23 protein-coding genes are annotated in these 17,885 nt (G+C 44.5%); 1 reads left to right on the top strand and 22 read right to left on the bottom strand.

Annotated elements, in window-relative coordinates; all coding sequences use genetic code 11:
• Positions 1–17: 17 nt before the first annotated feature.
• The 4 genes from ACOSV2_RS16365 to ACOSV2_RS16350 form a co-directional block, all read right to left on the bottom strand.
• Positions 18–476, bottom strand: coding sequence for an 8-oxo-dGTP diphosphatase (locus tag ACOSV2_RS16365; protein ID WP_397552772.1), 459 nt, complete (start codon positions 474–476; stop codon positions 18–20).
• A gap of 422 nt (positions 477–898) precedes the next feature.
• Complete coding sequence (locus tag ACOSV2_RS16360; RefSeq protein ID WP_428976069.1) at positions 899–1,615, bottom strand: GDSL-type esterase/lipase family protein; 717 nt, start codon at positions 1,613–1,615, stop codon at positions 899–901.
• A gap of 49 nt (positions 1,616–1,664) precedes the next feature.
• The gene (locus tag ACOSV2_RS16355; RefSeq protein ID WP_428976068.1) at positions 1,665–2,051 is read right to left on the bottom strand and encodes a hypothetical protein; all 387 of its coding nucleotides are present in this window, start codon (positions 2,049–2,051) and stop codon (positions 1,665–1,667) included.
• Positions 2,052–2,133: 82 nt separating this feature from the next.
• Positions 2,134–2,448 (bottom strand): MerR family transcriptional regulator, encoded by a 315-nt coding sequence (locus tag ACOSV2_RS16350; protein ID WP_428976067.1) that lies wholly within the window; start codon positions 2,446–2,448, stop codon positions 2,134–2,136.
• Positions 2,449–2,631: 183 nt separating this feature from the next.
• Here ACOSV2_RS16350 and ACOSV2_RS16345 point away from each other — a divergent pair, with 183 nt between their 5' ends.
• Positions 2,632–2,784, top strand: coding sequence for a Fur-regulated basic protein FbpA (locus ACOSV2_RS16345; protein WP_374054897.1), 153 nt, complete (start codon positions 2,632–2,634; stop codon positions 2,782–2,784).
• 53 nt (positions 2,785–2,837) lie between these two features.
• Here the strand turns inward: ACOSV2_RS16345 and trxB are convergent, their stop codons facing one another.
• The 18 genes from trxB to ACOSV2_RS16255 form a co-directional block, all read right to left on the bottom strand.
• Positions 2,838–3,785: a thioredoxin-disulfide reductase gene (trxB, locus tag ACOSV2_RS16340; protein ID WP_428976066.1), complete on the bottom strand. Its 948-nt coding sequence runs from the start codon at positions 3,783–3,785 to the stop codon at positions 2,838–2,840.
• A 151-nt stretch (positions 3,786–3,936) separates the two neighbouring features.
• A complete protein-coding gene (locus tag ACOSV2_RS16335) occupies positions 3,937–5,448 on the bottom strand; it encodes a tetratricopeptide repeat protein (protein ID WP_428976065.1) in 1,512 nt (503 codons plus the stop codon).
• Between the two features lie 123 nt (positions 5,449–5,571).
• Entirely contained in the window at positions 5,572–6,201 is a 630-nt protein-coding gene (hisIE, locus tag ACOSV2_RS16330) for a bifunctional phosphoribosyl-AMP cyclohydrolase/phosphoribosyl-ATP diphosphatase HisIE (RefSeq protein ID WP_428976064.1), read from the bottom strand.
• Positions 6,198–6,956 (bottom strand): imidazole glycerol phosphate synthase subunit HisF, encoded by a 759-nt coding sequence (hisF, locus tag ACOSV2_RS16325; RefSeq protein ID WP_428976063.1) that lies wholly within the window; start codon positions 6,954–6,956, stop codon positions 6,198–6,200. Before hisF ends, hisIE begins: the two co-directional genes overlap by 4 nt.
• Positions 6,950–7,684, bottom strand: coding sequence for a 1-(5-phosphoribosyl)-5-[(5-phosphoribosylamino)methylideneamino]imidazole-4-carboxamide isomerase (gene hisA, locus ACOSV2_RS16320; RefSeq protein WP_428976062.1), 735 nt, complete (start codon positions 7,682–7,684; stop codon positions 6,950–6,952). The genes hisF and hisA overlap by 7 nt, the downstream gene beginning before the upstream one ends.
• Positions 7,681–8,316: an imidazole glycerol phosphate synthase subunit HisH gene (gene hisH, locus ACOSV2_RS16315; RefSeq protein ID WP_428976061.1), complete on the bottom strand. Its 636-nt coding sequence runs from the start codon at positions 8,314–8,316 to the stop codon at positions 7,681–7,683. Before hisH ends, hisA begins: the two co-directional genes overlap by 4 nt.
• Positions 8,317–8,319: 3 nt before the next feature.
• Positions 8,320–8,904 (bottom strand): imidazoleglycerol-phosphate dehydratase HisB, encoded by a 585-nt coding sequence (hisB, locus tag ACOSV2_RS16310; protein WP_428976286.1) that lies wholly within the window; start codon positions 8,902–8,904, stop codon positions 8,320–8,322.
• Positions 8,905–8,959: 55 nt separating this feature from the next.
• Positions 8,960–10,234: a histidinol dehydrogenase gene (hisD, locus tag ACOSV2_RS16305; protein ID WP_428976060.1), complete on the bottom strand. Its 1,275-nt coding sequence runs from the start codon at positions 10,232–10,234 to the stop codon at positions 8,960–8,962.
• Positions 10,235–10,415: 181 nt separating this feature from the next.
• Positions 10,416–11,039, bottom strand: a complete 624-nt coding sequence (gene hisG / locus ACOSV2_RS16300) for an ATP phosphoribosyltransferase (protein WP_428976059.1) — start codon at positions 11,037–11,039, stop codon at positions 10,416–10,418.
• On the bottom strand, positions 11,036–12,223 hold the full coding sequence (locus tag ACOSV2_RS16295; protein WP_428976058.1) for an ATP phosphoribosyltransferase regulatory subunit: 1,188 nt from the start codon (positions 12,221–12,223) through the stop codon (positions 11,036–11,038). The genes hisG and ACOSV2_RS16295 overlap by 4 nt, the downstream gene beginning before the upstream one ends.
• Before the next feature lie 222 nt (positions 12,224–12,445).
• The gene (locus tag ACOSV2_RS16290; RefSeq protein WP_428976057.1) at positions 12,446–12,985 is read right to left on the bottom strand and encodes an acyltransferase; all 540 of its coding nucleotides are present in this window, start codon (positions 12,983–12,985) and stop codon (positions 12,446–12,448) included.
• Complete coding sequence (gene ppaX / locus ACOSV2_RS16285; protein WP_428976056.1) at positions 12,982–13,632, bottom strand: pyrophosphatase PpaX; 651 nt, start codon at positions 13,630–13,632, stop codon at positions 12,982–12,984. The genes ACOSV2_RS16290 and ppaX overlap by 4 nt, the downstream gene beginning before the upstream one ends.
• The gene (locus ACOSV2_RS16280; RefSeq protein WP_428976055.1) at positions 13,604–14,569 is read right to left on the bottom strand and encodes a nucleoside recognition domain-containing protein; all 966 of its coding nucleotides are present in this window, start codon (positions 14,567–14,569) and stop codon (positions 13,604–13,606) included. Before ACOSV2_RS16280 ends, ppaX begins: the two co-directional genes overlap by 29 nt.
• A gap of 19 nt (positions 14,570–14,588) precedes the next feature.
• Positions 14,589–15,425, bottom strand: a complete 837-nt coding sequence (gene lgt, locus ACOSV2_RS16275) for a prolipoprotein diacylglyceryl transferase (RefSeq protein WP_428976054.1) — start codon at positions 15,423–15,425, stop codon at positions 14,589–14,591.
• A 48-nt stretch (positions 15,426–15,473) separates the two neighbouring features.
• Positions 15,474–16,409, bottom strand: a complete 936-nt coding sequence (gene hprK / locus ACOSV2_RS16270; protein ID WP_397552755.1) for an HPr(Ser) kinase/phosphatase — start codon at positions 16,407–16,409, stop codon at positions 15,474–15,476.
• 144 nt (positions 16,410–16,553) lie between these two features.
• Positions 16,554–17,204 carry an alpha/beta hydrolase gene (locus ACOSV2_RS16265; RefSeq protein WP_428976053.1) on the bottom strand — a complete coding sequence of 217 codons (651 nt, stop codon included), beginning with the start codon at positions 17,202–17,204 and terminating at the stop codon, positions 16,554–16,556.
• Between the two features lie 104 nt (positions 17,205–17,308).
• Positions 17,309–17,665: a phage holin family protein gene (locus tag ACOSV2_RS16260; protein ID WP_428976052.1), complete on the bottom strand. Its 357-nt coding sequence runs from the start codon at positions 17,663–17,665 to the stop codon at positions 17,309–17,311.
• Complete coding sequence (locus ACOSV2_RS16255; protein WP_397552752.1) at positions 17,665–17,868, bottom strand: PspC domain-containing protein; 204 nt, start codon at positions 17,866–17,868, stop codon at positions 17,665–17,667. Before ACOSV2_RS16255 ends, ACOSV2_RS16260 begins: the two co-directional genes overlap by 1 nt.
• Positions 17,869–17,885 lie beyond the last annotated feature (17 nt).

Raw genomic sequence — 17,885 nt, 5'->3', positions numbered from 1 at the left:
ATAAATAAGTTCGTTGATCAACTTGGATCTAATCGATAAGACAATAACTTAAAATCAGGAGTATAGGTAAACGTTCCATAAATCGTATTCTTTCCGTGTAAGAGGTAGTCCAGAATATGATAATCCCCTTCAGCCATCGGAAGGTCCTTAATATCCTCAATTGGATGCCATTTAATCTTACCCTCTTCCGATTCCTGAAGGTTGACCCCATCCGCTTCGGTTGCAAAGAAAGAAAACATCATCCACTCTGATTTAATCTGATCGCCTTCTTTAATAATGAACGTAAAGACACCTTTCAAATCAGGACTCTTCAAATAGATGCCCGTTTCCTCACGATACTCACGAATGACAGCATCCCGGATTGATTCGCCGGACTCCATTTTCCCACCTGGAGCGACCCACCAATTCCTTCTTGGCTTTTGGAGAAGGAGTACCTTGTCTCCATCCAGATATAAACAATTTGTGACACGTTGCACTACCTTCACCTCAATCTTGATGATTAGGGAGCCAATGTATACATTAGTCCCACTTTCAGTCATTCTCATTCCTTATATTATACTATGATTGTAGACAAGCTACAATGTCTTGGCTTGTTGTTTGAAGGCTGTCGATTTAAATCGAAAGATATTGGGACATATTTCTACAAGAAGAGGATAGGTACAGATATACATGAGTCACTATAACAGGGAAAAAAAGCAAAAAAAATAGACACAGGCGAGTCCTGTGTCGTCTACGGGATTTATTACTTAAAAGGGGGTCAATTTCTTATTATCTATATTACCCGAAAATTGTTTCACTAGTGTTACAACAGATTTAAAACGGTATTACGGAATTGTTAATGTATCGTTGCGGCATTTGCGAATTACGACGAACTCTGTAAGAACCTGTCATTTTTGGGTTAAAAGTCATAATTCTTCATGATTTGATCCGCGATTAATTCGTACCCCTTACCATTAGGATGAAGGGAATCATGGAAATAGTTTTCCTTGGATTTCCCTTTAAACAAAGGATTGGTTGAAACGTACTTTACATTCTCATGTTTTTCGGCTTCTTTCATCATGGATTTATTCCAATCGTCCACGTACGCTTCGATTTTATCGCTATTTTTATCCGGATAAGGATTGTATAAACCTAACACGATGATATCCGCTTCTTTACTCGCTGTTCCAACAATATTCAAGATCTTATCCAGGTTGTCGAGATAGTCTTTTTTCGCTTCCACGATCTCTTCATGATGCAAAGGGAACAGGTCTCCACCATTGTTCTTTATTAAATCATTGGTTCCAATGTTGATGATATATACGTCTGCTTCACTTAAATCCTCCGCTACCTCCGGCTTGACGATCTGCCCAAGCAGCTGATCCGATTGCTGCCCCGGTACTCCAAGATTTTGAAAGTTATATGACATCTTTGAGTGTTTTTTATTTACTTTCTCTTCTAAACGCCCGATATATCCTGCTTCTTTTTTATCCCCATACCCATAGGTGAGGGAATCTCCCAATGCGATCACCCGCTTCTTAGATGATGACTTGGTCTCATCGGCAAAAAAACTAAAATATAAAACGGGGATAAGAGCAAGCAGTGCGACTAAAGAAACGATTTTCCATATTTTCATTCATGATCCGACCTTCCGAAATAAACTAAGATGACTTTCATAATATTGGTTATTCCCTTTTGGGAGGGTTGTAATCCTGTTTATTTATGGAAGTTATCGGACAATCAAATCGTTCTTCATTTCCTTTCATATTAGCATTGAGGGGAGTAAACTTTTTTTGGATAGGAGAGATTGTCTTATAGATTGCTTTTGTATGAATCAGATTCCACTTAACATGGAATGTGTTGTTTGTTGGCATGGTTCTCACGGAATGTCCCTTGATTGGCAGCAGTCCCGCATGCGGCACAGGGTATTGATAGAGGTTTAGTTGAAAAAATCCGGCCGTTTTTGATGATAATAGAGCCGAAATCGACAATAATCCGTCCGTTTTTGGGATTAACCCGGCCGAAATCAGGAATAATCCAGCCGTTTTACTTTTTTTACCACAAAAAAGCATTAAATACCCTAATTACACACTTTAAAAAATTCACAAACCCCCGTCAAAAACGAGCGATATCCAATCCAGAGGTCCGTCCCCCTTACTTCTTCTGAATCCCGAACCGCGCGTTGAGCTGACCCCGTATCATTTTTTGCTTCGCTTCTTTTCTCTCTTTTCTGGATAGTTCATGTTTGATTTCTTTCGTGGTGACGCCATCTTCGCGCTGGTCGGCGATATCCATTAGTCGTTCTACGTCGGAAAAGGAGTACTTGCGATAGCCCCGATTGGAACGCTGTGGAAAGATCAGATTCTTCTCTTCGTAATAACGGATCTTCCTCTCGGTCAATCCGGTCAATTCACTGACGACACCGATTGATATCACTTTTTTATCCTTATAAGAAGGTTCATTCTCCACGTTCTCCTCATCCTCCTGAGCAGGGAATACCTTGATTATACATGTCTCCCTGACGGATTTGGACTATTATGTTAGAAAACCTCACAAAGAATTCTAAATTGGAAGAAAACTTCACAAAGTAGCAGATTTATATTCAAAATCCCCCTACACTTATGGGTAACAATCTAAAAGGAGTGAACACGCATGCCATTTTTACGAGAAGCCGTTGAAAGAGAAAGACAGCAATTTATTCGTCGGTTAGTAGAAGCTGGTGTTTACAAGCCATGTGATGAAGGATTGAAGAAGTTGACCCTGTCGGAGTTGGTGTATGTGTTTAATAAACATAAGAAGAATTGACTCATACAAAAAAAGCCTTACGTAAGGGTTACCCTTGCGCAAGGCTTTCTTGATTAACCGTTTTTAACTTTTTCTTTCAGCTCTTCGATATAATGCTGAGCCGTTTGAGCGGCGATGCTTCCGTCACCTGTTGCTGTAACGATTTGGCGAAGTTGTTTTTCGCGGACATCTCCGGCTGCAAAGATTCCAGGAACCTTTGTTTCCATTTGTTCGTTTGTTTCAATATAACCTTCAGAGTTAATGATCCCAAGGTTAGCAAATGGTTTCGTCAGTGGAAGCATTCCGATGTAGATGAAGATACCATCCGCTTGGAAATCCGTTTCTTTTCCATTTTCTGTAGAAACAAGGGTCACACTTCCCACTTTGCCCTCTTTGTCGTTGATTTCCTTCACCGTGTGGTTCCAGATGAAATCCACTTTTTCATTATCAAAGGCACGCTGTTGCAGGATCTTTTGAGCTCGAAGCTCATCACGACGGTGAACGATTGTTACTTTGTTAGCAAATCTTGTCAGGTAAACCCCTTCTTCTACAGCGGAGTCTCCCCCACCTACAACAACAAGGTCTTTTCCTTTAAAGAATGCTCCGTCACATACGGCACAATAAGATACTCCGCGTCCGCCAAGCTCTTTTTCACCAGGTACACCGATCTTTTTGTACTCTGCACCAGTCGTGATGATCACGGCACGGGCTTTAAATTCTTTCGAACCGGTTTTGACCGTTTTAAACTCTTCTCCGTCAACGATCTCTTTAATGTCTCCGTATGCGTATTCCGCACCGAATTTCTTCGCATGGTCAAACATTTTATTAGAAAGATCAGGTCCCAGAATATGGTCGAAGCCTGGGTAGTTCTCCACTTCTTCCGTATTTGCCATTTGTCCGCCCGGCACTCCTCTTTCAAGCATAAGCGTTGAAAGACTTGCACGTGACGTATAAACAGCTGCAGTCATTCCTGCAGGGCCTGCACCTACAATGATTACATCATAAATTTTTTCTTCAGACATAATGACACTCTCCTTCCTAAACAGTCGTAAGCATATTCTTTATTTAAATACTATGGTTAGAGGTAGTAATGGTGCTTGAGCCTTCCACACATAGTATTTACTTCCTACACCTATCCTATAAAAAATAGGATTGCATCGTCCAAAAATATGCTCACGGAAGGTAACTTTCAACGACTGAGATGTATTTTGACAAGGTACTCGCAGATAAATTGAATCGATCACATAGCTGCTTCTTCGTGACCTTTTCATTTCGCAGTCGGTTCCAAACGAATTCGGTCGCCGCTGCAAAAGCTTTGGCATTCTTGAAGGTTTCCCGTTCCTTTATACCTCTGTAGGCGATCGTAAACCAAGTAAGGAATAATCCCGACTTCACGCTCGTGATCGGCTGATGATCCCCATATAGGTGGAGAGCCACTTGATGCATATTCTGTATCTCCTGGTTCACTTTAATCGAGCTGTTTCCGTTGCTGTTCAACACTTGTGCCAAATACACCTTTTCGACAATTGACAGGTCTTCCACATCACAAAAGTCAGCGTGAGTGAGGATGGCTCTCTGATTATCCGAAATAGATGTAAGAAACAGGCCGAATAATTTCTCTTCCGTATATTCACTTTGCAGCTTCTTCAAAATCGATGTGACGTGATTTTCGAAGCCCTCTTCCTGCTTTTTATCGTTCCAAGGCTCGAGTCCTTCTTTTTCAGGGTTGATTTCCAATACCCTTTTCCACGCATTACGGGCTGTATCCTCATGTCCCGTTTCATAAGCAGAACAAGACAACCAATAATAGAAGCTCCCATCACCCTCGTAGCCAATCTTTTGAAGGGACTTCAACCAATCATACCCCCGCTTCGAATGACCCACAAGCGCAAACGTAGCCCCCAGCTTGTAACGATGCTCATGAAGTAAGGGACGGACCTTCTCAAGACCCTGAATCAATTCATCCAGCTCATCATGACGCTTTTGATAGAAATAAAAAACAGCCGTATTGCACAGGGCATGAAGATTTCCAGGATTCTTCTCCAGCACCTCTTCCAACGTAGCAGCTGCTTGATCGACTTCTCCTAAATAGAAGTAGGCCAGTGCCAAATTATTATAAGCTGACCAGAATTCAGGATAATCCTCAATGACCTTCTGTAAGGTATCCACGGCTTTTTGAAAATGTCCTGATTCAAGAAGATCTCTTGCTTTCTCCTGTTGGACGATAAGCTCATCATGCTCGTATAAATCGTCCACAATCAGATCGGAATCGAGCTCCAAAAGCTCTAATAAGTCTTCAGCATCCTCAACAAATTCACCATATTCTTCTTTGTCAAGATAAGCTGAAACCTGTTCATACGCCTCTTTAAACAAGCCTAAATGGGCATAATTATTGGCTAGAAAATAATGACACTCAGTCATGCGGGGATCCAGCTCATCCAGAATTTGATGCAATAAGTCATTGGAACGCTTGTATTCACCAAGCTCTGTATACACAATCGATAATTGACAGGCAATCATCGGTTCTACTGGTTCTAATTGAAATGCTCTATTTAAATATTTTAACGATCTCTTAAGCTCTCGACGTTGATAAGCCTTCATCCCTTTGTTGTAGTAATACTCGCCAGTCGGGACAAAAGACAACACTTTCGCTTGCTCACTACCTAATTTTGACCCTTTTCTCATCAAAGTCCTCCGAAACGTTCATAGTATAACTACAGTAGTATATCATACAATACCCCTGTACTAAACTACCATATTTTGAGGGACGGACCTTTGCGCGTGCGCGAAGGTCCGTCCCTCAGGGAGTTATTTATTATGACGTTCCACAAGGACTTCCAGCACATCTTGGAGTGGAAGTTTTTGTTCCCTTAAAAGGACGAGTACGTGGTAGAACAGGTCCGCGACTTCCCATTTCAATTCTTCACTATCCCTGTTTTTCGCCGCAATGATCACTTCTGACGCTTCTTCTCCTACTTTTTTAAGGATTTTATCTACACCTTCTTCAAAAAGGTAGGTCGTGTACGCCCCTTCCGGCCGCTCGATTTCTCGATTTTCAATCAGTTTCTCCAGAGTGAGGAGGATATTTTCTGTTGATGATTTCTCCTCACCATACACTCCTTCATGGAAGCAGCTTTCTTCCCCTTTATGACACGCAGGTCCTTCCTTATCGACAAGGACAAGGATGGCATCTTTATCGCAATCCCACGTGATGTTCTTGACTGTTTGGGTGTTCCCGCTCGTTTCTCCTTTATGCCACAACTCCTGACGTGAACGGGAGTAAAACCACGTTTCTCCCGTCTCAACTGTTTTCTTGAGAGACGTTTCATTCATATACGCCAGTGTCAAAACCTCTTTTGTCGTAGCATCCTGGATAATGGCAGGTACCAATCCTTTATCATCATACTTCACGGATGCGATCCAATCGTCATTTGTCATCGTACGTGCACCTCCTGCTCTCTTAAGTAACTCTTTACTTCTTCAACGCTCGTTTCTTTATAGTGAAAGATGGAGGCAGCAAGGGCCGCATCGGCTTTGCCTTCTGTGAATACTTCTTTGAAGTGCCCGGCATTTCCTGCACCGCCTGAAGCAATCACCGGAATCGAAACCGCTTCGCTGACCGCCTTCGTCAGTGCCAGGTTGAATCCCTGCTTCTCTCCATCGCTATCCATGCTCGTTAACAAGATTTCTCCCGCACCGAGGGACTCTACTTCCTTCGCCCATTCAACGGCATCCAGGTCTTTCAGCTTTCTGCCTCCATGGGTATAAACTTTCCAACCTTTGCTCTCTTCATCGTATTTGGCATCGATGGCGACGACAATACATTGAGATCCGAAGTAATCCGCTCCTTCACGGACAAGCTCAGGACGCAGGACGGCTGCCGTGTTAAGAGAAACTTTGTCTGCCCCTGCGCGAAGGATGGCTTTCATATCTTCTACTGAGTTAATCCCTCCTCCTACTGTAAAAGGGATCGCCAATTCCGCCGCTACATGCTGAACGACTTCCACCATCGTTTTCCGTCCTTCATGTGAGGCTGAAATATCCAGGAAGACGAGTTCATCGGCACCTTGTGCGTCGTACACTTTAGCAAGTTCAACGGGATCTCCCGCATCTCTCAGCTCCACAAATTGAATGCCTTTTACCACCCGGCCATCCTTCACGTCCAGACAAGGAACAATCCGTTTCGTTAACATGTTTTCACCTCGTTTATTGCCTCGCTCACCGTGAACTTTCCTGTATAAAGTGATTTTCCGCAAATCGCCCCGGAGACGCCTTGATTTTCGTATTGCTTTAAAGTCTTCAGATCTTCAAGTGAGCTAATGCCTCCAGACGCAATCACTGATTTCCCTGTTTGTTCGGCAAGTTCTACAACTGCTTCAACATTAGGACCAGATAGCATTCCGTCTGTGGCAATATCGGTGAAGATGAATGTTTCTGCGCCGGCTTCAGCCAGTTCTTTGCCTAGATCGACGGCTTTGAGACCTGACGTTTCCAACCATCCGTGGGTTGCCACATAGCCATCCTTTGCATCCAGCCCGATGGCAATCTTATCACCATATTCCGCCAGCCATTCCTTCACTAATTCCGTGTTGGAAACTGCGATACTGCCGATGATCACACGATCGACGCCCCGGCTTAAATAGTGCTCGATATCCTCTTTGGAGCGGATGCCTCCCCCGATCTGCACCTTGGCTTCAAGCTTCTCTGCAACACTGATCACGAATTCATCATTGATCCGGGAGCCTTCCTTTGCCCCATCGAGATCTACCATGTGAATCCACTCCGCCCCTTCATCTGCGAATTTCTTCGCCATATCAAACGGAGAGTCTCCATAAACCGTTTCCTGATTATAGTCACCTTGAATGAGACGAACGCACTTCCCGCCCCGCATATCGATGGCTGGATAAATCGTAAAGCTCATGAGACCCTCTCCTTCACTCGTTTTGTAAAGTTTTCTAACAGCTTCATTCCAAGCTCCCCGCTTTTTTCAGGATGAAACTGCATTCCGTATATATTTTTCCGGCTCACGACTGCCGGGATTTCGACTCCCGCATAATCAGCACTTGCCGCTATCACTTCTTTGGATCCTTCGTGCACATAATAGGAGTGAACGAAGTACACATAGCCTTCTGATAACCCTTCTAAAAGGGGGGATTTTTTTTGGTAACGCAGAAGATTCCATCCCATGTGAGGGACTTTGAACGAGTTTCCCTGACTGTCCTCTTTTGGGATGTGAAGCACTTCACCTGGTAGAAGAGCCAATCCTTTTGTTGATCCATTCTCCTTACTTTTTTCAAAAAGGAGCTGCATGCCCAAACAAATGCCTAAGAGCGGCTTCCCGCTTTGGGCAAAAGTAAGGATGGTTTCTTTTAAATGGGTGGTTTCAAGAAGACTCATGGCATCTTTAAATGCTCCCACCCCAGGTAAAATCAACCCATCTGCGTTCAGTAATTCCTCTTGTTGATCACTGATAAAATAAGGAACGTTCAGCCGTTCAAGTGCTTTACTGACGCTGAACAGATTCCCCATCCCATAATCTACAATGCCGATCATGAATTATAACATTCCCTTCGTTGACGGAACCCCTTTTACCCGGGGATCGATCGTGGTTGCTTCATCCAAGGCACGTCCCAGTGCTTTAAAGATCGCTTCGATGATATGGTGTGTATTGTGACCATAATGAACGATGACATGCAGATTCATTCGCGCTTCAAGGGCAAGCTTCCAAAGGAATTCATGAACAAGCTCCGTATCGAAGGTCCCGACTTTCTGACTTGGAAGTTCTGCACGGAACTCGAGGTGCGGACGATTACTCAGGTCCACGACGACTTGGGCAAGGGCTTCATCCATCGGAACCATGGCTGAGCCGTAACGCTTAATCCCTTTTTTGTCTCCCAGTGACTCGAGTAATGCTTGTCCCAAGCAGATACCGATATCTTCAGTGGTGTGATGATCATCGACTTCAATATCGCCATTTGCCTCGATCGTACAATCAAATTGTCCATGTTTTGTGAACAAATCCAGCATATGACTCATGAACGGGACTCCGGTCTCTACTTTTGAGTTCCCCTCTCCATCGATTCCAAAATTCAAACGAATATCCGTCTCATTCGTCTTTCGCACAATCTCTGCACTTCTCACCATGATGTCCTCCTTTTTGGAGGGACGGACCTCTGCAGAGGTCCGTCCCTCTTCCCTATTTCTTTTTATCGAATCGAATCTCCACTGCCCTTGCATGGGCTTCAAGACCCTCTAAGCGGGCAAGCTTTGCGATTTTTTGATAATTTTGCTGCAGTGCTGTTTCACTGTAGGAAATCACACTTGTCTTTTTCATGAATTCATCTACATTTAATGGACTTGAAAAACGTGCCGTCCCGTTAGTCGGGAGTACGTGATTCGGTCCTGCAAAGTAATCCCCGACAGGCTCCGAGCTGTATCGGCCAAGGAAGATGGCTCCGGCATGACGGATTTTCGCCATCGTTTCAAACGGCTTCTCTGTTAAAATTTCCAAATGCTCCGCTGCGAGTTGATTCACAACATCGATTCCTTCTTCAATATCTCTCGTCACGTAGATGGCTCCGAAATCATTGATGGACTGACGGGCAATGTCTTCTCTCGGAAGGGAAGACAGCTGTCGTTCCACCTGTGATGATACCGATTCTGCCAATGCAGGCGAATTCGTCACGAGTACGGCAGATGCAAACACATCATGCTCTGCCTGTGAAAGAAGGTCAGCGGCAATTTCATCTGCACGCTGATGCTCATCGGCCAAGATCACGATTTCACTCGGACCGGCGATCATATCAATATCCACATCGCCGAATACTTCGCGTTTTGCCAAGGCGACATAAATGTTACCTGGTCCAGTTATTTTATCCACGGGAGTGATGGATTCTGTTCCATACGCCAGTGCCGCTACGGCTTGAGCACCGCCCACTTTAAAGATGTCTTCCACTCCGGCCATTTTTGCTGCTACCAACACACCTGGAGACAGCTTTCCGTCCTTTCCAGGCGGAGAAACCATCGTGATTCGTTTGACTCCCGCTACTTTAGCAGGCAGTACATTCATTAATACCGAGGAAGGATACGCAGCCGTCCCACCCGGCACGTACACGCCGACTGAATCAAGGGGGGTCAGCTTTTGACCGAGCATCGTTCCATCCTCATTGGTTGTAAACCATGAAGATCTCTTTTGCTTAGAGTGAAAGTCACGGATATTATCCGCAGCTTCTTCAATGATCGAGATCATTTCGGGATCAAGAGTTGTGAAGGCTTCCTCGATTTCACTCTGCGAAACCCTGTAGTTCTCTAATTGAACCCCATCAAATTTCTCGGTATACTCACGGACTGCCTGATCTCCATTCTCCTGCACAGAAGCAATAATCCCCTGAACCGCTCTTCGCTGATTCTCCGTACCACTGTCGACCGAGCGCTTAATCGACGCCCCGCTCATATCCTTAATAATCTTCATACAATTCACCCGCCTTTTGAGGGGGACGGACCTGCTTACGACAGCAGATGCCGTATTCCCTATGTAGTCTATATTTAGAGGGACGGACCTTGCCTGAATAAACAAGTATCCGAACCTCAGAGTCTCATTATAAGTGTTGATATCCCTGTATTTGACCGGCTCCAGGCAAGGTCCGTCCCTCTTACCCGATGATGCGTGTCAGCCGGGTGACGAGGTCTTGGATTTTTTCGTCTTTCATTCGGTAGCTGACGGGATTGACGATGAGACGTGAGGTGATGTCGACGATGGTTTCGTATTCCACCAGCCCATTTTCCTTCAGGGTTCTTCCCGTTGAAACGATATCGACGATGCGATCAGCGAGTCCGATTAAAGGAGCGAGCTCAATGGATCCGTTTAGTTTAATGATTTCCACTTGCTCACCCTGCTCCCGGAAATAGGATGACGCAACATTCGGATATTTTGTGGCAATTTTCGGTGCCACGTCACTCATTTTTGTATTCGGCAGTCCTGCGACAGCCAAGTAACAACCACTGATCCGTAAATCAAGCAGCTCATATACGTCTCGCTCCTCTTCCAGCATAACGTCCTTCCCGGCAATCCCTAAATCAGCGACTCCATGCTCCACATACGTCGGAACATCCATCGGCTTTGCCAGGATGAATCGTAAATCTTCCTGAGGAACCTCAATGATCAGTTTCCTAGAATCATCGAATTCAGGTGGCAGATTATAATCCGCTTTTCTTAATAGTTCCACGGCTTCTTCAAATATCCTGCCTTTAGGCATGGCAATGGTTAATGAACTCATGATGTTTCACCGCCTTTCGGGTCCTGTCCCACAACGAAGTGCACATGGCCGAAGCCCTTCGTAAACTCGTCCACATCTCCTACGCCCTTCCAGTTCTGCAGTACCACATTGACTCCTTCACTTCGCAGCTCATTAGCCAAACGAATCGCCTCTTTCCTGCGCTCATCACTGAACAGCACGCACTGCTGAAGAGTGGAAGTTAACTCAACCTGCATCGCTTCAAGCACATAATCGAGACGTAACCCGAAGCCTGTCGCACCGGAGTTCTTACCGAATTTTTCAAGGAGCTTATCGTAGCGGCCGCCATTTCCGATGGCAAACCCGACATTTTCGCCGTACACTTCAAATAAAATACCGGAATAGTAACTCATGTGGCTCACCAGACTCAAGTCGAACTTCACATATTGCTCCACTTCATAATCTTTTAAAATACTCCACAGATCTTTCAGCTGTTCTAATGCGTGCAGCCCTTTTTCCCCTTCTAATAGAGAATGAGCTTCACCCAGCACATTTTCTGATCCCCTTAATTCCAGGAAACGGAACAATCTCTGCTTATCAATGGATGAAAGAGCCAGCTCATTGACATGCCGACGATATCCAACATAATTCTTCTCATATAAATATCTTCTTAACGTATCCGCCCGTTCTTCAGTCCCGACGATTTGAGTGAACAGCTCCTGCACAAAACCGATGTGGCCGATGGAAATTTTGAAGTTCTCCAATCCTGCTTCTTTTAAAACCGATACCATTAACGCAATTACTTCAGCGTCGGCGCTGACTGAGTCGTCACCGATGCATTCGATTCCGACCTGCTCAAATTCTGCCGGACGTCCGCCTTCCCGTTGCTGAGCTCTAAATACTGAATTGGAGTAGGCCAGTCTCAGCGGTGCTTCATCCTTTAATAATTTTGACGCGGCAATCCGGGCGATCGGCGCGGTCATATCCGGTCTTAACACAAGAGTGTGACCCTGTTGATCCAGAAGTTTGAATAGCTGCTGATCTAATATCGCCGATGCTTCACCAACGGTTTCATAATATTCAAGGCTGGGGGTTTCAATAAATTTGTAACCCCACAGCTTCATCGCCTGTTCCATTTTCTTTTTCGTCTGATCTTTGATTTCGTATAAATCAGGAAATGTATCTCTCATTCCCAATGGCTTCTCGAACATGAATAACTTAGTCATAAGAACCACCTTTGGCGTATTAATTCATCTATTTTTCCCCGATTAGGGGATTGCTACTAATTCTCGATTACTCAGAAATCCTTTAGTTCGCTAATGTGCTAATAAAATAAAGTTATTTGTAGTGTAGCGTTTCTTTTTTTATTCGTCAACCGTTTGATTTGTGGATTTTTTTGAAAAACAAAAAAGGCAAAAATAGAACTCAATCTATCTTTGCCTTTTCCCTTATTCTTCTCTTTTCAATCCGTAGATTGCATCTTCTCGCCAGCGTTCGGTCAGTTCGTCTTTGGTGTAGATGATCCTCATGGGATTCCCACCAACGAACGCTCCTGCCGGGACGTCTTTGTGTACGAGGGTTCCTGCCGATACGATGGCCCCGTCGCCAATCTGAATACCCGGTAATATCGTGGTGTTGGCCCCGATCATCACTTCCGATCCGATTTCCACCTCACCTAATCGGTATTCCTTGATCAGGTATTCATGGGCGAGGATCGTCGTATTGTACCCGATGACTGTATTACGCCCAACTGATATTTTCTCAGGGAACATCACATCAAGCATCACCATCAGGGCAAATGACGTGTGTTCACCGATCTTCATCTTCAAAAACGTTTTGTACAGCCAATTTTTCATTCCCAGAAATGGTGTGTACCTTGCCAGTTGAATCACGATGAAATTTTTGACGACCTTCCCGAAAGGAACGGTTTTGTAAACATGCCAGAGAGAATTTGCTCCTTCTACAGGGTAGCGGGTCGTTCGCCTCATGTAGTAGGAACTCCAACAATCTTTAATAAGTCTTTCATATTATCCAGCATGAAGTCCGGTTCGTAGTGAGCCAGATGCTCTCTTCCCTTCGCACTCCACGCGACACCTGCCGATAGCACTCCTGCATTTTTCCCCGCTAAAATGTCGTGGTGATTGTCCCCGATCATGATTGCTTCACCAGGGGAGGATCCCAATGCCACGAGAGCTTTCTCAATCGGTTCAGGATGCGGCTTCGCGTTGTCCACTTCGTCCAGGGTGATGATGACTTCAAAAAACGGACGAAGATTCATCAGGTCCAATCCCTTTATCACAACATCACGGACTTTCGTTGAGACAATCGCTAATTTATATCCATTTTCGTATAGGGCTTGAACGGTTTCATACACCCCTTCAAACTCAGTGACAAGTGTGTCATGATGCTCATGATTATAAGCGCGGTAGTGGGTACACATTTCTTCCATTCGGTCGGGGTCCAATCCTCCAAATGACTCTTCTAATGGTGGTCCCATAAAAGGATGAACGTCCTTTTCCTCGTACTGACCTGGATAATAATGATTCAATGTATGCAAAAAGGATGAAATGATTAAATCATTGGTGTTGATCAATGTTCCGTCTAAGTCAAATAATATTGTTGTAATCCTGCTCATATTGTCTCTCCTTTTCTTTCTTCGAATCGACCCTGTTCCAAATGTAGGAAACCGCCATCGTTAACAAAATAGCCGTGACCAGCCTGATGATCAGGAGGGGCAGGACTGGGATGCCGAGTGGGATGAAGATTAACGTATCCTCCACCACGGCGTGACATGCGACTAAAAAGATGAAGGCAATCGTGACATCTTTCTTACTCACTCCATCTTCTTTTACCGCCTGAATCATGACGCCTGCTCCGTATGCCAGACCGATGACGAGCCCCGCTACCATCGTGGATGATGTATTTGCATTCATGCCAAGCGCCCGCGTGGCAGGCGACATCCAGCGTGAAAAAACATCCATCCATTTCAGATCTTTCATCACTTGAATAATCATCATAAGAGGAATGACGATAAGAGCTAACTGCAGGACACCAAATCCTGCTTTTTCGAGTCCCAGGAGAATGATTTCCCCCCACCCGTCCGGCTCGGCTTGTTGTGGAGGCATCATACCGTACTTGGCGATTTGAGATCCACCGTTCCAAACGAGATTAATGACAACCGCCGAAACCAGGGCCAACCCGACCCTTACAGCGACAATCAGCCAAATCTTCACGCCCACCTTTGCGGCTACCGTTGATTCAATAAATAAATTATGAGAGAAGGAGAGCATCACGGCAATGATGAATACTTCTTTCACCGTTAAATCAAGGGATAGGATTCCACCTATTCCTGCGTACAAGTTAAGAAAATTCCCTAACACAAGAGGAATGGCCGCATCACCTGAAAGGCCGATAAGCTTCATAAACGGAGAAATCTTCTCCATGACCCAAGGAAGGACAGGTGTATATTGAAGCAAAAACACGATCAGCGTGATTGGAAAGATGACCTTCCCCAGTGACCACGTTGTTTTCAAACCTGTGAGGCCGCCATTTTTCAAAGATGACATCCACATACTCCCTACTCTCCTTTTGTTAAGCGTTTACGCTATCCGTCTTTTCATCGTATGCCTTCTTCGCAAGGCCGGCTTTTCTTCTGTAAAAGAATACACCGATCGCACCAATGATAAGAACAATGGAAATGACTTGAGCGAATCGTAAAGACCCCAGCATCAGACTGTCTGTTCTCAATCCTTCGACAAAGAATCGACCGATGGAATACCAAATTACATATGTTAAGAACAGTTCTCCACGACGAAGACTGCTTGCTTTTCTTCTCAAGACAAGAAGAAGAATCAATCCGGCAAAACTCCAAAAAGATTCGTATAGGAATGTAGGGTGATAGTACGCTCCATTAATATACATTTGATTAATAATGAAATCCGGAAGCATCAGGCTTTCAAGAAATGCACGGGACACTTCTCCCCCATGGGCCTCCTGGTTTACAAAGTTACCCCAGCGACCGATTGCCTGACCTAAAATAATGCTCGGTGCCGCAATATCAACGAGCTTCCAGAAAGACAGCCCTTTTATTTTGGCAAACACAATCGTAGTAAGGACAGAACCGATCAATGCACCATGGATGGCGATTCCACCATTCCATACTTTAATGATATCCCCGGGGTGATCGGCATAATAATTGTCCCATTCAAAAATGACATAATAAGCGCGGGCACAAATGATCGCGATGGGAATCGCCCAAACGAGCAAATCGATGAATGTATCGGGATGAAGACCCAATCTTTTGCTCTCACGAATGACTAAATACAGACCTAATGCGATCCCAAGTCCGATGATGACACCGTACCAATGTACTTGGATCGGACCGAGTGAAATGGCAATGGGATCGATTGGCGTAATGTTCTCGTTCATTTTGACTCTCCTTTTTTTCCATTAAGATGGTATGTGATCGTTATCGGATTAGATATCTTCATTCTCTCCATCTTCAATCACATCAGACAATCGGTTTGTAAATTGCTCTGCTGCATTTACGCCCATACGTTTCAGACGGAAGTTCATGGCAGCCACCTCAATGATAACCGCGAGATTTCGTCCAGGACGAACAGGCACGGTGTATTTTGTAATATCCGTATCGATAATTTTCATCGTCTCTTCTTCCAGTCCAAGACGGTCGTACTGTTTCGTTTTATCCCATAGCTCGAGATTGATGCAAAGGGTAATACGCTTATAGCTGCGGACCGCTCCTGCACCAAATAACGTCATGACATTGATGATACCCAAACCGCGGATTTCCAACAGATGTTCAATCAATTCAGGAGAACTGCCGATGAGCGTATCCATGTCTTCCTGGCGAATCTCGACACAATCATCTGCTACAAGGCGATGACCTCTTTTCACTAGTTCAAGAGCGGTTTCACTTTTACCAACACCGCTTTTCCCAGTGATCAACACTCCGACTCCATAAATATCCACCAGCACACCATGGATCGCCGTTGTCGGGGCAAGCTTACTTTCCAGATAGTTTGTCAGCCTCGAAGAGAATCGTGTTGTTTTCATCGAAGAACGCATGACAGGAACATCATACCGGTTCGCTGATTCCACTAACTCAGGCGGAATCTCCAGGTCTCTGGAAATGATGATACCAGGCGTGATATCTGTACATAGCGCTTCCATTCTGCGCTTACGTTCTGCTTCATCCAATAGCTCCAGAAAAGACAACTCGGTTTTCCCTAATAATTGTATCCGCTCTGCAGGATAGTAGTTGAAATAACCGGCCATCTCCAAGCCTGGACGGGAAATGTCACTCGTTGTGATTGGTCTATGTAAACCTTCTTCTCCACCGACAAGCTCTAATTTAAACTTCTCGACAATATCTTTTGTGCGGACCTTTGCCACATGCAGCTCCTCCTTCACATTACACTCGCTTCATATTTATAAACGATTCTTACTCTAACCTATTTTAGCAATTATAGAGAAAAGCGCAAGGCAGCTTACTTGGTGATGAAGCCGTGAAACAAATGAATAAAAACGCAGCCTTGGCTACGCTTCAATAAATGCTTTGATAATCGACATGATCTCTTTATGAGTAGATATGGAATCGAGGACTTGAAAATCATGTTCAAGGCTGTGGTTGGCCCCTTTGATTAGATGCATGTGCAGGCGGTGATTCGACCTTAATTCATTGAACCGATCTTCTTCATAGTGACGGTCCGCATCTCCTATAATACAGATTCCCTCCTGCTCACTATCCAACATCGCTTGAAATACCTCGTCCTCTTTTAGTAACGGGGTTAACCAGATGAGCTTTGCATCCTGAAAAGACTCTCTTGTGAATTCATTACATAATGCGATGGTACCAAATGACTTAGCCACCAAGTGAATACGTGAATAGTTTTTTTCCTGTAAAACCTGATCGATGACTTCCTTCACATCATGCTTTAAAGCATCATCTACTTCTTCCATTGAAAATCCTTCATAGTCGGCCGAATTATATTGATAGTTAATATGGAGCACATCATAACCTTCATTTAAGTAGATTCCCGTTGAATAGTGAAGCAATGGTGCCTGTACGGTATATCCCAATCCTGGCAGGAGGATGGCGATTCCTTCCGCCTCTTCTCCTTGGGATATTAGTGTATACGGTACATCGATATCCCCATAGCCCTTAATAGCATCCGATGTAAATTTCATGGGTCACCCTCCTCTTTCCAAGTATTTCTATATTCATATAGAAATCCCCTTTTTAGCCCACAAAAAAACTCCGGCTCAATAACCAAGCCGGAGTCTTTTCTTATTTACTTCTCCTTCATCGGATCCATCACGGTTTTTTGAATCACCAGATTGGCAAGGGACAAAATGATCGATGCCAGAAAAGCCATACCAAAACCGGATAACTCAAAGCTGCTTCCCATCAGACCATCCGTCAGCAGTAGCGTAATGGCATTAATGACGAAGAGAAACAGCCCCAGTGATAAAATCGTCACCGGCAGGGTCAGGATAATCAAAATCGGTTTGACCAGAACATTCAGTATCGAAAGAATAAAGCTGGCTCCGATTGCCGCCCCGAACCCGGATACTTCAAATCCTTCAAAAAACCCTGCCAATGCAATAAAAATTACTGCATTGATTAAAATCCCAATCATCCATCTCATTATTTGATGGCTTCCTCCTCATTTGGCAGCACGAAGCCCAATAAACCGTATACGATGGCCAGAGGAAAGAATCCCGTCGGAATGAGCAGGATGATGAATATCACCCTAAGAATCGTTGCATCGATTCCCACATAACGGGACAAACCTCCAAGCACCCCGGCGAGCTTTCTGTCAGACCTTGATCGTGCTAATTGTTTTCTCATCGTTATTCCTTCTTTCT

The organism is Rossellomorea sp. DUT-2 (genome assembly GCF_052665285.1).
The sequence above is the reverse complement of the archived record's forward strand: the minus strand, read 5'-3'. Positions and strand labels throughout refer to the sequence as shown.